This window comes from Anaerostipes sp. PC18, from assembly GCF_039789045.1.
Classification (GTDB): Bacteria; Bacillota; Clostridia; order Lachnospirales; family Lachnospiraceae; genus Anaerostipes; species Anaerostipes hominis.
Genome location: NZ_CP121164.1, coordinates 2,452,937 through 2,467,644 on the forward strand (window position 1 = coordinate 2,452,937; position 14,708 = coordinate 2,467,644).

Annotated in this window: 12 protein-coding genes; 1 reads left to right on the top strand and 11 read right to left on the bottom strand. The window is 44.7% G+C overall.

Annotation, left to right across the window (positions count from 1 at the left end; translation table 11 throughout):
• Window position 1 precedes the first annotated feature (1 nt).
• The 8 genes from glmM to P8F77_RS13410 all read right to left on the bottom strand — a co-directional run bounded on the left by glmM (window position 2) and on the right by P8F77_RS13410 (window position 10,339).
• On the bottom strand, window positions 2-1,351 hold the full coding sequence (gene glmM / locus P8F77_RS13375) for a phosphoglucosamine mutase (RefSeq protein WP_148459658.1): 1,350 nt from the start codon (window positions 1,349-1,351) through the stop codon (window positions 2-4).
• 134 nt (window positions 1,352-1,485) lie between these two features.
• Window positions 1,486-1,905: a transcriptional repressor gene (locus P8F77_RS13380; protein WP_024726823.1), complete on the bottom strand. Its 420-nt coding sequence runs from the start codon at window positions 1,903-1,905 to the stop codon at window positions 1,486-1,488.
• 113 nt (window positions 1,906-2,018) lie between these two features.
• Window positions 2,019-3,227, bottom strand: a complete 1,209-nt coding sequence (locus P8F77_RS13385; protein ID WP_287517308.1) for an HD domain-containing protein — start codon at window positions 3,225-3,227, stop codon at window positions 2,019-2,021.
• Between the two features lie 68 nt (window positions 3,228-3,295).
• A complete protein-coding gene (locus tag P8F77_RS13390; protein ID WP_148459660.1) occupies window positions 3,296-4,177 on the bottom strand; it encodes a phosphatidylserine decarboxylase in 882 nt (293 codons plus the stop codon).
• A 12-nt stretch (window positions 4,178-4,189) separates the two neighbouring features.
• A complete protein-coding gene (locus tag P8F77_RS13395) occupies window positions 4,190-4,801 on the bottom strand; it encodes a CDP-alcohol phosphatidyltransferase family protein (protein ID WP_024726820.1) in 612 nt (203 codons plus the stop codon).
• 10 nt (window positions 4,802-4,811) lie between these two features.
• A complete protein-coding gene (locus P8F77_RS13400) occupies window positions 4,812-5,834 on the bottom strand; it encodes a lysylphosphatidylglycerol synthase transmembrane domain-containing protein (RefSeq protein ID WP_024726819.1) in 1,023 nt (340 codons plus the stop codon).
• Window positions 5,824-6,540 carry a phosphatase PAP2 family protein gene (locus P8F77_RS13405; RefSeq protein WP_287517307.1) on the bottom strand — a complete coding sequence of 239 codons (717 nt, stop codon included), beginning with the start codon at window positions 6,538-6,540 and terminating at the stop codon, window positions 5,824-5,826. Before P8F77_RS13405 ends, P8F77_RS13400 begins: the two co-directional genes overlap by 11 nt.
• A gap of 121 nt (window positions 6,541-6,661) precedes the next feature.
• A complete protein-coding gene (locus P8F77_RS13410) occupies window positions 6,662-10,339 on the bottom strand; it encodes an efflux RND transporter permease subunit (protein ID WP_148459661.1) in 3,678 nt (1,225 codons plus the stop codon).
• A 136-nt stretch (window positions 10,340-10,475) separates the two neighbouring features.
• On the opposite strand from P8F77_RS13410, the gene P8F77_RS13415 reads away from it, so the two are divergent.
• Window positions 10,476-11,117: a superoxide dismutase gene (locus P8F77_RS13415; protein WP_024726816.1), complete on the top strand. Its 642-nt coding sequence runs from the start codon at window positions 10,476-10,478 to the stop codon at window positions 11,115-11,117.
• Window positions 11,118-11,357: 240 nt separating this feature from the next.
• Here the strand turns inward: P8F77_RS13415 and guaB are convergent, their stop codons facing one another.
• From guaB to gltA, 3 genes are all read right to left on the bottom strand, one after another.
• Window positions 11,358-12,812, bottom strand: coding sequence for an IMP dehydrogenase (gene guaB, locus P8F77_RS13420; RefSeq protein WP_024726815.1), 1,455 nt, complete (start codon window positions 12,810-12,812; stop codon window positions 11,358-11,360).
• A gap of 123 nt (window positions 12,813-12,935) precedes the next feature.
• Window positions 12,936-13,304 (bottom strand): PTS glucitol/sorbitol transporter subunit IIA, encoded by a 369-nt coding sequence (locus P8F77_RS13425; RefSeq protein ID WP_024726814.1) that lies wholly within the window; start codon window positions 13,302-13,304, stop codon window positions 12,936-12,938.
• A gap of 15 nt (window positions 13,305-13,319) precedes the next feature.
• On the bottom strand, window positions 13,320-14,708 hold the full coding sequence (gene gltA / locus P8F77_RS13430) for an NADPH-dependent glutamate synthase (RefSeq protein ID WP_024726813.1): 1,389 nt from the start codon (window positions 14,706-14,708) through the stop codon (window positions 13,320-13,322).

Here is a 14,708-nt window from a genome sequence, read left to right on the forward strand (position 1 = left end):
ATCAGTCGATGACGTGTCCCTTTTGGCGCAGGACTTTAACTACACGGTCCACATGTTCCCTGCAGATCTCGTGAGTTTTGGCTTCCACCATGACACGCACCAAAGGTTCCGTTCCGCTCTCCCTTACAAGAATCCTTCCGTCATTTCCGAGTTCCTTCTCCACAGCTTCCACTGCTGTAATCACGTCTGCGTCTTCCCTGGCGTCTTTTTTATCCCGGACTTTGACGTTCTCAAGAATCTGTGGATATATATCCACATCCTTTACCAGCTGTCCAAGTGACTGTTTCTGTTCCAGCATGGCCTCCATGATCTTTAAAGAAGTCAGAATCCCGTCTCCGGTAGTCGCAAACTTGCTGAAAATAATATGCCCTGACTGTTCACCGCCCAGGCCGTGTCCGTTTCTGGACATATTTTCGTACACATATTTATCTCCCACCGCTGTTTTTTCATAGTCGATACCGGCCCGGTCAAATGCCTTGTAAAGGCCGAGATTGGACATGACCGTTGTAACGACCGTGTTGTTATTGAGAGCACCGTGCTCTTTCATATATTTTCCGCATACATACAGGATCAGATCGCCGTTTACTTCTGCCCCGTTCTCATCCACGGCAATACAGCGGTCCGCATCGCCGTCGTATGCGAATCCCACATCCAGATGGTTCTCTTTTACAAATCCCTTGAGTATCTCTATATGAGTGGAACCGCAGTTGGTGTTGATATTTGTACCGTCCGGTTCATTGTTGATCACATAGACCTCCGCGCCCAGTGTCTCAAATACATTCTTTGCAATGCTTGAGGAGCTTCCGTTGGAACAGTCCAGTCCGACCTTTACATTTTTAAATGACCGTGTGGCCAGGGAGATGAGATATCCTATGTATCGGTTTCTTCCTGATGCGTAATCTTTCGCCCTTCCGATGTCGCTTTTCGTAGCAAAAGGAAGTTCCCCGATCTTGCCGTCAATGTATGCCTCGATCTGTTCTTCGACTTCCGCATCCATCTTATGTCCCTTGGCGTTGATCAGCTTGATCCCATTGTCATAGTAAGGATTATGGCTGGCAGAGATCATAATGCCGCAGTCAAACTGTTCCGTGCGGACCACGTAAGATACACTCGGAGTCGTGGTCACATAGAGCATATAGGCGTTGGCTCCGGAAGCCGTGAGTCCGGCTACGAGCGCGTGTTCGAACATATAGCTGCTTCTTCTTGTGTCCTTTCCGATAACTACCTTCGGACGTTTCTTTTCCTTGCCCAGGTGCCATCCCAAAAATCTTCCTACTTTATATGCATGCTCCACCGTAAGATCGATGTTTGCCTCTCCGCGGAAGCCGTCAGTGCCAAAATATTTTCCCATGATTGACCTCTTTCTCATACTTTATTTTAAAATAACCTAGAATGTATTATAACATAAAGTCTCACCGTTGAAAAACAAAAAATCCCCGCCGGAGACAATGCTTTGACAGCACTGTCTCCGGCGGGGACACACTTTTAACTGCTTTTCCGGCTGACTTTTACAACGACGGAAATATCTTCATTCTTGATCTCGCCAAGGGCCCTGAGCATTTTTTTCAGGGCAGGATACCATATATCCTTGGGGAGTTCTTTTATCTCTTCTTTTGTGAGCAGACTCGTCTGATCCTTCTCCGTCCCGAATAATCCCTCATAACAGATCTCATACTGTTTTCCCCGGTCGATGACTCCTAACTCTTCCAGTGTATTCATCATCCGGTAGACAGTCGCTCTGCCTATGGCAGGATCTATCTTAGTCGCCTCATAAAAGATTTCTTTGCAGCAGGAACAATTATTTTTTAAGATCACATCCAGGATCACTTTTCTCTGGCTCGTGATCCTGAGTCCCTGCTCCCGAAGCTGCTCTATGATTCTTTCCCGGCTAAGTTCTGTGGTCATACTGCCTCCCATTCGCATCTGCCTCTCTGCCGTACCTCTGCAAATTTGATAACCAATATCATTTATAGATTTATCATACGCAACTTCTCTTAAATTGTCAAGTTTTATTGATATCAATTTTCAAAATATGACTTATAATTCACATAGTATTTCCCCTTTGGAAATAAGTGATGATAAAGATCTACAAAATAATCATCTGTCATACTCGCAATGTAATCGGTCACCATCCGGTTCGGCTCCTCTTCTGTATAGGGCCTGGACGTCTCATAATAGGACCTGGCCTCCTCCACGAATTCTATATGGTGTTTGAAGATCACCGAGTCTTCATCCCCCCTGATCAAATCCGCATATAGCTTTTCATAGACTTCCCGGAACATCGGAGCCACATTTTCAGAATAAATACGGTCCAATTTTTTGTTGAAATAAATCTGTTCATAGTTTTCTTTCTTGGCGATCTTCATGGCATCATAATACTTTGAATCCAGCATAATATAGTCTTTTCGGTAACTGTTTTCAACTATATTTACAATCATGTTATTGATGATCTCCGCATTCTCTACTCCGATCTCCCCCTGAGTAAAAATATCACTGCTCTCAATAAGCTTTGCTTTCTTCGCGTCCTGCCGGTCCTTGCCCAGATAGGCAACCATATCGCATATCCTGACCACACATCCTTCCAGAGTCGACGGTATCAGAGTCTTGATATAGTCTTTGTTTTGACTGCTGTTTTCCATCTTCTCATAAAACTCTTCAAAAGTATCCATCCGGCAGGGGCGGTACTCCTGCTGTTCAAATTCTCCATTGTGACAGAGGATTCCATCCAATGTCTGCAGCGAAAGGTTGCGTTCAAACATCCCGTCAAGCACCCGCACGCTTTGAATATTGTGCTGGAAACAGCATCCTGTCTTCTCATGATAAAGCTCATCCAAATACCGCTCTCCCGCATGTCCGAACGGCGTGTGTCCGATGTCGTGTCCGAGAGCGATCGCCTCGATCAGGTCACAGTTTAAGCCGAGGAGCTTACCGATATTCCTTGCAATCCTTGAGACAAGCTGCACATGCAAAGATCTTCTGGATATATCGTCATTCAGAAAAAACGAAAATACCTGGGTCTTATCTGTATACCGGTTATAGTACGGAGAGTGGATGATCTTTTCCACATCCCGGACAAAAGCCGGTCTCCAGAGGCTGGCTTTATCCCTCTCCCGGTTTTTCCGGATCACCTGTTCATCCGTACATGCACAGGGGTTTTTCCAGCCCTCCTCCCGGTCCCTGATGATCTCCCTCTGCAGTTCTTTTGAAAGTTCATGATAATAAAGCATTTTTTCTTCCTCCCTAAATCCCGAATCAAGCCCACTGACTCAATTTATAAAACAGAAAAAGCCTACAATTATGATTGCAGACTTTGGTTTTGTGCCACGCCTAAACGCTGGCCCTGTTTTAGTTTTGTCTCACATCCGTCTTTCGTTCTTTCCAATAAACATTCATCAATGTCTACCTTATCGCCTCTGAAAAGCAGAACGATGGTGGAGCCTCCAAACTCAAAATATCCCTTTTCCATACCGCGGCGCATGATGCCTTCTTCGTGATGGTTTACGATCCGTCCTACCATCAGAGCCCCCACTTCCATCTGGACTGCATCGCCGAAATGCTCCGTCTTCATCATGGTAAATTCCCTGGCATTTTCTTTATAGACAGACACATAGTCATTGGCTGTCGGATTCACGGTGTGATATGCCCCTTTTATGAAATAATTCCTGCTCTTTATGCCGTTGTCAAAATAGCAGTACCTGTGGTAATCATCGACTGTAAGGCGTAGAATGACTGCGTAGCCGTTTTTGAAATGGTCAGCAATCTTTCTGCTCCTCAGCAATGACTCCACGGTATAGACCGTATCTTTCACACAAAATGACGTGTCTTCTGTTATGCGGTATGCGCTTGCTTTACAGTCGCACGGACTGAACAGAATGTGTTGATCTTCAGGAAGCGGCCGCTTTCCCGGCTTGATCCTTCTTGTAAAAAAATCATTATAAGACGTATAGATCCTGTCCTCATACTCTCTCATATCGATCTTATTTTTTCTGACAAACCGCTCGATCATACACTTTGAGCAGCCTGTACTCAGAAAAAGCCCTCCCAGTCTGGATACCCAGGGCTTTGTGAGAATCTTTAATTTTATACGGCCGATGTAAGTTCCGTAAAGAAGCTTCAGGAATTTATCCTGAAAAGTCTCTTCCTCGTAACAGCGGCCTTTTTGGTCCACATATTTCATTACCTGTCTCCTTTAAAGAAAATATATTCTGACGGCTATCAGGATGCCAATAATCACAAATGCGAACATGCACTTCTTTCCCGGCTTAAACACACTGAAATCAATCACAAACAGCAGAGAAATGATCAGTACTGCCAGCAGATATATGTAAGGAAACTGTGCTGTAAAAAACCTCTTCAGCTGATATACGATAGGCAGGATTAATGCTACCGATGTGACCGGAAGTCCCCGGTAATGTTTTCTTCTCTCGCTTGTCTCTGCCTGTCTCTGTTCTTCGGTAACATTAAAAAATGCCAGCCGGATCACCGCTCCTAAAATATACATCATATATATGATTTTTGCATACCAGGCGTCCATCCCCATGGAATAACCTATGACGACAGGAAACGCTCCAAAACAGATCAAATCACAGAGGGAATCAATCTCAATTCCAAATTTCTTTGCGTCATCGGAGCGTTTGATCATTTTTGCGACGGTTCCGTCATACATATCTGTAAATCCGGAGATCATCAGACAAATCATTGCTATTTTAAAGTTTCCGTTAAATGCCGCTGACATACCGAACACAGCACTGACGACGCCTGCATATGTCAGTATCACTGATACATTATAAAATCCTATCATAACTAAACCTCTATTCCTTACGCTTTATTGTCACATGAGCCACAAAAGTCAAGAATGCGCTGATCAGCACCAGAGCATAATAACTGATTCCCCGGCTCAGCAGCATTGCCGGATACAGCAAACTGCTCCTGAATATCTTTTGGAAAATACTTAAAAACAAGCCTTCACTGATTCCCATCCCCCCCGGAAGCGGAAGCATATCCACCGAGATAGATATGACACACTGAAGTGCTACAATATCAACAAATCCAAGTGCAGAGAGTCCCAATGCCTTATAGACAAGATATGTGATGGAAAAATGCAGAATTCTCTGTACTAATGTCACCAAAAACATCTCAAAAATCATCAGTTTATATTCTTTAATGACCGCAGCTGTCTTATGGTAGTCCTGCATCCAGTCCTCGATTTTGCGGATTCGCTCTTCTTTCTTTTTAAGGATATGAATCCTTTCCAGCATCCGTATCATTGCCAGAAGCACCCTGGACGCAAGCGTTGGTTCAAATACCAGCATCAGCATCAGTGCGACGCAGAAAACATTCAGTCCGATCCCGAGATAAAAGAAAAATGCTACCTGATATATATAGTCTGTAATCAGGCTGTGCCGGAAAACAAAGATCGCTGCTCCCAGGAATACCAATACAAACTTATATAAAATTGTAACAATCATCAAAACAACGGTTCCCACCGAAACGTCGATCTTATCCCGGTTCATATAGTAAAGCTGAGCCGGCTGTCCTCCGGTGGCCGACGGCGTAATGCAGCTGAAAAAAAATCCTACAAACGAATAAAGAATGCAGTGCCTTTTCGGCACGCGGTACCGGAGCACACGCAACATTCTGTATATGATAAAAGCTTCGCAGCATACAAACACGATGATCAGACCTAAGCCTGATATATAGTAAACAGGACTGACGCTTCTCATGACCTTTAAAAGTTCCGGCAGCTCTTTTCCACGAAAAATTGCATAAAATGTAAGCCCAAACAGTGCAAAAAAGAAGATGCCGTTGCCAATCCAGCGCTTCTTAATCTCCATAACCTACCTCTTTGTCGATTGCCCTCTCCAAATGTACTCCCCGGTTGATCTTTGTAAACATGCTCTGCAGCTTCAGATACCAGTCCGTCTTCTGTCCGACCAGATACATAGCCTCTGCCAGCAGTACCCCTGCAATAAGATCGATGATGTAATGCTGCTTCGTAACCTGCGTGGAAATACATACCAGAACTGCAAAAACACAGGAAAAACACTGGTACCAAACAGGAACTTTTTTCTGTCCTCGTATGCCTACAAAACAAAACCAGCTGACCAGACAATGAATGGATGGAAACAAATTTGCCGACGGATCAATCGTATAAACCAGATTCAGCATCTGATCCCAGATCCCGGTTCCGGTTATTTCGGGCCTTGCCAGAGTTGTCGGAACCATTACAAAGAAGATTCCGCAAATGATTCTTGAAAGAAAATCACCTACTAAGAACCGGTATAAATGCTCCTTCCCAATCCTTCCTATCATGATATAATTCACAGCCCAAAACAGATAGCAGATCAGATAGATACTCGTAAATCCCGGTATCAGAGGAACTGCACGGTCAAATGCCGTGGTAAAATCATAATGCTTTAAATCCCTGCACAGAATCTGTGTACCCGTATAAATCAGTGAATTAAAAGTGAAAGAACAGATCAGGGGGAGTACTGCATATTTGGGAATCATAATCCATAAATACCCATCCAGTTTTTTCATGTTTCACTCCTTTACAAACAAAAACCATGTCATAATACATGACATGATTCTTGTCTTATTATAGCTTTCCATCATCAAAATGTAAAGCCAAGCACATTTATTTAATACATTTGTAAGAAAATCAGGAGCTCTGCTTTTTCTTCTTTCTGTTAAATACCAGGTAGATACAAGGGATAAAGATTAATGTAAGCAAAGTTCCATAAATCAGTCCCCCGATCGTTACGATAGCCATCGGCTGTACCATCTCTGCCCCGGACCCAAGACCCAGTGCCATGGTAGTAAGACCGAGAATTGTCGTGATCGCCGTCATCAAAATCGGCCGGATTCTCATGGAACCGGCAGTTATGACAGCATCCATAAGCTCGTAACCTTTATATCTAAGCTGATTGATGGTATCCACCAGAACGATACCATTATTTACGATGATACCGGACAGCATTACGAAACCGATCATGGCAATGATACTCAGATCCTTGCCCGCCACAAACAGTCCGATCAGTCCTCCTGTAAATGCCAGAGGGATTGTAAACAGGATAATGAAAGGAGACTTGAGTGACTGGAACTGTGCCACCATGATCAGATACATAAATGCGATTGCCAGGATCAGCATCAATCCTACCTGCCCCGCCGTATCATTTATGGATTCCATCTCGCCAGCCATCTTATAGCTGTATCCTGCAGGCGCCTTGTATCCCTTCAGCGCTTTGCTCACATTCTGGCTGACGATACCGATATTGTACCCGTCTTCAAGCTCTGCGGTTACATTCAGTATTCTCTCCTGAGCTGATCTTGAGATCGTGGAGAGACTGTCGGTATCACTGAAGCTGGCCACTTTGGAAAGTGCCACTTCCTTGCTCTCTCCTTTCTTTGTTCCTGTGAGCTTCATTTTCTTTAGCTGTGCTCTTGTGATATTGTCCTTGGTATCATTGGACACTTTTACATCCCACTGTCTCTCATTCTGGCTGATCGTTGTCGCTGTGGAGCCCTCCTGAATCTTGGAATTGAGCTGCTGATAAACGGTCGCCACCGTGAGGCCGTATTTTGCGGCTTTTGCTTTATCAACTGTGACATGAATATCCGGAGTCGTCTCCTCCTGTCCGTCACTGACATTCTTTGTGCCTTTGACAGATTCCACCCTTTTTGCAATATCACTGGCTGTTTTACGGAGCGTTTTCATATCATTTCCTTTGACTTCAATGGCGATCCCGCTTCCCCCGAGTGCGCTCATATCCATGTTGGACTCCTGTACCTGGATCTCACAGTTGAATTTCTTTGTCTTTTTTATGATCTCTTTTTTTATCTCTTTATTCGTCTGCTTTTTTTCTTCTTTCAGCATGATATACATGCTGGCTGTGTCCTGACTTGCCTTGCTTCCCGATGAAGTGCCTCCCATGCCTGATGAACTGCTTACCATGGCTCCGACACCATCTACATCAGGAATCTCACGAATTTTTTTCATGACCGTATCAGACATAGCCGCCGTATCACTCAGGCCTGATCCCTTCGGCATCTCAATGGTAAGGCTCATCTGTGAACTATCCATAGACGGCATCAGGGAAGTTCCAATCTTTGTTGCCCCAATCACTGCTCCCACAAACACTGCGAGTGTCAGTACGATGGCGATCCATTTCCTTCTGAGCACCTTATCCATGACTCCGCGGTACAGAGACTGAAGTCCGTCAAACAGCTTGTTGTCCTTTTCCGTCACTTTGTGAAGCACTCCGGCGGACATCATCGGCACAAAAGTCACAGCAACGATCAGACTGGCAATCAGTGAATATCCGATCGTCAGTGCCATATCGGAAAACAGCTTCTTAGTAAGTCCTGATGTAAACACAATCGGCAGGAAGACGGAGATTGTTGTCAGCGTTGAAGCGGTAATTGCTCCGGCTACCCCTTTTGCTCCCTCGATCGCCGCCTCTTTGACCGGCACCCCTTCTTTTCTCAGCCGGTAAATATTCTCTATAACAACAATCGAGTTATCCACCAGCATACCGACTCCGAGCGCAAGGCCGGAAAGCGAAATAACATTTAAGGTGATACCGCTGAAGTACATCATGACCACGGCAAACACTACACTGATCGGGATTGAGCAGGCAATAACGGCAGTCGGTTTGATATCCTTTAGGAACACAAGCAGGATCAGCACTGCCAGAACTGCCCCCATTCCAAGGTTCTGCAAAACAGATCCAACAACCATATCTATGTAAATCCCCTGATCCATCAGATTTGTGTAATGCAGCCCGGGGTTCTCTTTTTTGAGCGTTTCCAACTTCTCAGAAACCCGCTTTGATACGTCTGCAGTAGAATAGTTGTTCTGTTTCTGAATGCTCAGCACTACCGCATCATTTCCGTTTACTCTGCAGTAGTTGTCCTTCTTATTGTTGACAACGGCAACATCTGCAACATCGCTCAGACGGATGGGCGCAAAGTTATCAATGCCCAGATCCATCAGCTCCATGTCTTCCAGATCTTCCTGACTGGTGACTTTATCCCCGACTCTGACCAGATATTGTGTGTTGTCTTCTGAAATATATCCCGCAGGCATTTCAAAATTCTGTGCGATCAGCATGGCTTTCACATTGTCCACAGTCAGTTTATCTTTTATGTCAGCCGCCGCTTTTGCCTGCTTTTTGCTGGCATCCAGCTGCTGCTGGCCCATAGCGATCTGAGATTCGCCCTGTGCGATGCCGATCTCCCCTGATGTCATCTGGCTGTTGGCATTGGCGGTCTGCGCGGTCACTGTCGTCAGATTGGCGTCAATCTGTTTTTTGCCCTCCTGGATCTGCTTTAAGGCTTTCTGTAAAACTCCAATATTTTTATCCAGGGTCTTTATGGTACTGTCTGCTGTTTTCAGCTGCTTTTTAATCTCTGTGATCTGAGCCTGGAGCTGCGCCTTCTGCGCGGGATCAGTCACAGTTTTGAGCTGTGCCTCCAGTTGTTTGAGTCCTTCTTCCCCTGCCTGCTTTACAAGTTCCAAAGCTTTTTTCTGATTTTGAAGATTTGTCAGCGCACTTGTGACCTCTACTTCCTTCTGGACAAGGCTTAATTTCCCACTGTTTAAAGCCGTCTGTGCTTTCGCAAGGGTATCGTTGAGCTCTGTTCTCTTGGAATTCAGCTGTGCCTTGCTTCCGTCAAGCTTTGCTTTCGCCCGGTCCAGTTCATCCTGCGCCTCATCAAACTGGCCGTCCAAAGCCTTTTGAATCTTTTTATTCAATGATTTGATCTTGTCCTCGTTGATGATGACATTGATATTCTCTTCAAGCATTCCGGTCTCACCGACAGAGGCAACACCTTCCACGGCCTCCACACCCGGAGAAACTTTGTCTTTGATCAGCTTTGAGATCTCGGACATATCTTTGTTGTCCGAATCAATCGCAGTCACAAGCACCGGCATCATATCCGGATTCAATTTCATGATCGTAGGGTTGCCTACTTTATCAGGCCAGTATCCTTTAATCATATCCAGCTTTTCCCGCATGTCAAGAGCTGCCGAATCCATGTTGGCATCGCCTTCAAACTCCATGTAGACAACGGACATATTCTCACTGGACGAAGATGCCACCTGTTTGATGTTGGATATGGTGGCCATGGCCTGCTCCACCGGTTTTGTCACCGTAGTCTCCACTTCTTCAGGAGAAGCCCCCTGATACGTGGTCATGACAAGAGCGTATGGAAGTTCCATACTCGGAAGCAAGTCCGTAGTCATTTTGGAAAAAGAGACAATGCCCAGAATGATTACCAGGATGACTCCCACAATGACCGTATATGGCTTGCGCACACTAAATTTTGAAAACATGATTTTTCCCCTTTTGAGTTTTTGTATTATAAGAATAATACAATGTTAGCATGATCGCTCAAAGGATTCAAGTTTTTTTGAATATTATTTTATATTCCCACGTAAAATAAAAAGAAAAAAGGAGATAAACTATAATATGAATGAAACATACCCATTTTCCCTCGAACCTCTTCCATACGATTATGATGCCCTGGAGCCGGTGATTGATGCTGAAACTCTCAGATTTCATCACGATAAACATCTTGCCACCTATGTAGAAAAATTGAATGCGGCAATCAAACCCCACCAAGAACTGCATAACATGACGCTGGAACAGCTGCTTACAGAACCTGATAAAATTCCGGAAGAAGCAAAAACTCCTATTAAGAACAACGGCGGAGGAGTTTACAACCATCAAGTATATTTTAATGCTATGGAAAAGGATGAATTTACAACTCCCGAAGGGGAAATTAGAAAAGCCATAGAGAGGGATTTCGGATCTCTTGATGCCTTTATGAAAGAAATGACGGAAGCCGCACTTTCACAGTTTGGTTCCGGTTACGGATGGCTTGTAAATAACAATGGAAAACTAAAAGTGATTAATCTTCCGAATCAGGATGTACCGCTCAGTGATACTCTTTATCCTCTTCTTCCTGTTGATGTCTGGGAACATGCTTATTATCTCCAGTATCAAAATCGGCGTCCGGACTATGTAAATAACTGGTTCTCGCTTATTAACTGGGACTATGTAAATGAGCGGCTGGAAGACAGCAAAAAATGGTTTCAGGAACATAAATAGCCTAAACCATTCAGCAAAAAAAGGAACAATCTCTTGATATCGCAGGATTGTTCCTTTTTTATTTCATAGGAAAGGCCTACGTCCCTTCCTATGAAATAAAAACGCTCCACGGGTTGTACACAGATGCGTAAGGAAATCATTTGCCTTCGGCAAATTGCATCTGGCACGCAAAGTTGTCAAGCCCCTCAAAAAGTGAGGATTGGGAAGATGATGTGGTCTTGCCCACTTTGTCCTTTATCCTTATACGTCTACACTATAATTAGGTGCTTCTTTTGTGATATGGATGTCATGCGGATGGCTTTCTTTCAAGGATGCAGCCGTAATCTGTACAAACTCACCCTTTTCCTGCAGTTCTTCTACAGTTTTTGCCCCGCAGTATCCCATGCCGGAGCGGAGTCCGCCGAGTAACTGGAAAATGGTGTCTTCTGCAGTCCCTCTGTATGCCACACGGCCCTCGACACCTTCCGGAACCAATTTCTTAGCGTTTGTCTGGAAATAGCGGTCTTTGCTTCCGCATTCCATAGCTGCTAAAGATCCCATTCCGCGGTATACTTTATATTTTCTGCCCTGGTAGAGTTCAAACTCTCCGGGACTCTCATCACATCCGGCCATCATACTTCCGAGCATACATGCACTGGCACCGGCTGCAATCGCTTTTGTAATATCTCCGGAAAACTTGATCCCGCCGTCTGCAATGATTGGAATTCCTGCTTTCTTTGCCTCTTCATATGCCCCCATGATCGCAGTAATCTGCGGAACACCAATTCCGGCAACCACACGTGTAGTACAGATAGAACCCGGTCCGATTCCCACTTTGACAGCGTCGGCCCCTGCCTCAATTAATGCTTTTGTGCCCTCTGCCGTAGCTACATTTCCTGCAATGACCTGCAGTTCAGGATATGCCTTTTTAACCATTCTGACTGCTTTTAATACGTTTGCAGAATGTCCATGGGCTGAGTCGACAACTACTACATCTACGTGAGCTTTCACCAACGCATCCACACGGTCCAAGATATCGGCTGTGATCCCCACTCCGGCACCACACAGCAGTCTGCCCTGTTCGTCTTTTGCAGCATGTGGATATTTAATCTGTTTTTCAATATCCTTAATGGTAATTAAGCCTTTTAAGTTAAAGTCTTTGTCCACGATCGGAAGCTTTTCTTTCCTTGCCTTCCCCAAAATCTGTTTTGCCTCTTCCAGGGTGATCCCTTCCTGCGCTGTGACAAGATTTTCTGATGTCATGGATTCTTTGATCTTCTTTGAAAAATCTGTTTCAAATTTTAAATCACGGTTTGTGATGATTCCGACCAGTTTGGTTCCCTCAGTAATCGGCACTCCTGATATGCGGTATTTTCCCATCAGGTCATCTGCGTCCTGGATCGTATGTTCAGGACTTAAAGAAAAAGGATCTGTAATGACACCGTTTTCTGAACGTTTTACCTTGTCCACTTCGTCTGCCTGCTGTGCAATGGTCATATTCTTATGAATGATACCGATACCGCCCTGCCTTGCCATTGCGATCGCCATACGGTGCTCTGTTACCGTATCCATGCTGGCACTCATCAAAGGAATATTTAATGAAATCTTGTCTGTCAGACGGGTCTCTGTCACCACTTCATTTGCGATTACTTCTGAATATCCCGGAACTAATAATACGTCGTCAAATGTGATTCCCTGGCCAATTATCTTTCCCATTTTTTCCTCGCTTTCTATGTCTTTCGTATTCTAATTTATAGTTTTATACTATAACAAATTCTAAATTCTTTGTCAACAAGCAAAGGATTATTGTCCTCAAACAATAATCCTTTGTACAATCGTCTAGTCTTCTTCAATTGTGATCTTTGATCCGACTTTTAACTTAGGCATTGGATTGGCCTCAACACAGATGCTTCCCGGAAGCCCTGCCTCAGCTGCCCCGCTGAATACTACTGTCAGATGTCCAAGAGTCTCTAAATTAGACTGGGCAATTTCTCCCACAGCGGTGATCTTAAACTCTGTATCGTCAATCACCAGTGTGTTTCCTTTGCTGATTGTCCCGTCTACTTGATTGACATCGATAAAATGGCAGAAATCTTTCAGTGTATCCGGAACATTCTCACCGAACAGCACAAACATCCCTTCATCATAAAAGGCATCAACCTGGTCTCCCAATTCATAGACAGACGTTTGAAAAATTGTTTTGCTCATATCCTGTCCTCCCGATTATCCTCTTAACTTTTTGTCAATGGCTGCCGCCGCTTTCTTTCCAGCACCCATGGCCAAAATGACAGTTGCCGCACCCGTGACAGTGTCTCCTCCTGCATAGACTCCGTCTTTGCTTGACTCCATCGTCTCTTCGTCAACAATGATACCGCCCCATTTCTGAACATCCAATCCTGGTGTTGTATGACGGATCAATGGGTTCGGACTCTGTCCAATCGCGATGACAACAGTATCTACATCAATATCGTAGTTAGATCCTTCAATCGGAACCGGAGATCTTCTTCCTGAGGCATCGGGTTCTCCTAATTCCTGTTTTACGATCTCCATCTTCTCTACCCATCCGTCCTCGTCTGCCTTAATGGCTACCGGATTATTTAAAAATTTAAATATAATTCCTTCTTCTTTTGCATGATGAAGTTCTTCCAGACGGGCAGGTGCTTCCTCTTCACTTCGTCTGTAAACAATATATACCTCATCTGCTCCGAGACGCTTAGCTGTTCTGGCAGCATCCATTGCCACGTTTCCTGCTCCCACGACTGCAACTTTCTTTCCGATCTTTACCGGAGTCGGGTACTCTGGGAATTCATAGCCCTTCATCAGATTTACACGGGTTAAAAATTCATTGGCAGAATAAACTCCAAGGTAGTTTTCCCCAGGAATATTTAAAAATCTTGGAAGGCCTGCTCCGCTGCCCACAAAGACAGCTTCATATCCGTCTTCCATCAGTTCATCGATGGTAACAGATCTTCCGACGATAACGTTGGTCTCGATCTTCACGCCAAGATTCTCAACGGATTCTATTTCTTTCGCCACTAAGTCTTTTGGAAGACGGAATTCCGGAATTCCGTAGCTCAGTACTCCGCCTGGCTTGTGCAGTGCTTCAAATACTGTCACTTCATATCCTTTTTTGATCAGTTCCCCGGCACAGGTAATACCTGCTGGTCCGCATCCTACGACTGCGACTTTCTTTCCATTCTTTTCGATGTTGACTTCAGCCGGTTTTGCATTTGCCATGTGGTAGTCTGCAACAAACCGCTCCATACGCCCGATTCCAACAGGTTCACCCTTGATCCCACGGACACATTTTCCTTCACACTGATTTTCCTGAGGACATACGCGGCCGCAGATGGCAGGCAGGGCATTCTCACTTGTGATTACTTCATAAGCGCCTTCAAAGTCGCCTGCGGCTACTTTTTCGATAAATTCCGGAATCGGTACGTTGACCGGACATCCATTGACACACGGTTTATTCTTGCAGTTTAAGCAGCGGGTTGCTTCTTCCATAGCCATTTCTTTCGTATATCCCAAAGCAACTTCTTTAAAGTTCTTATTCCGAACATTCGGATCCTGTTCCGGCATTGCTACTTTATTTGGACTCATATTTGCCAT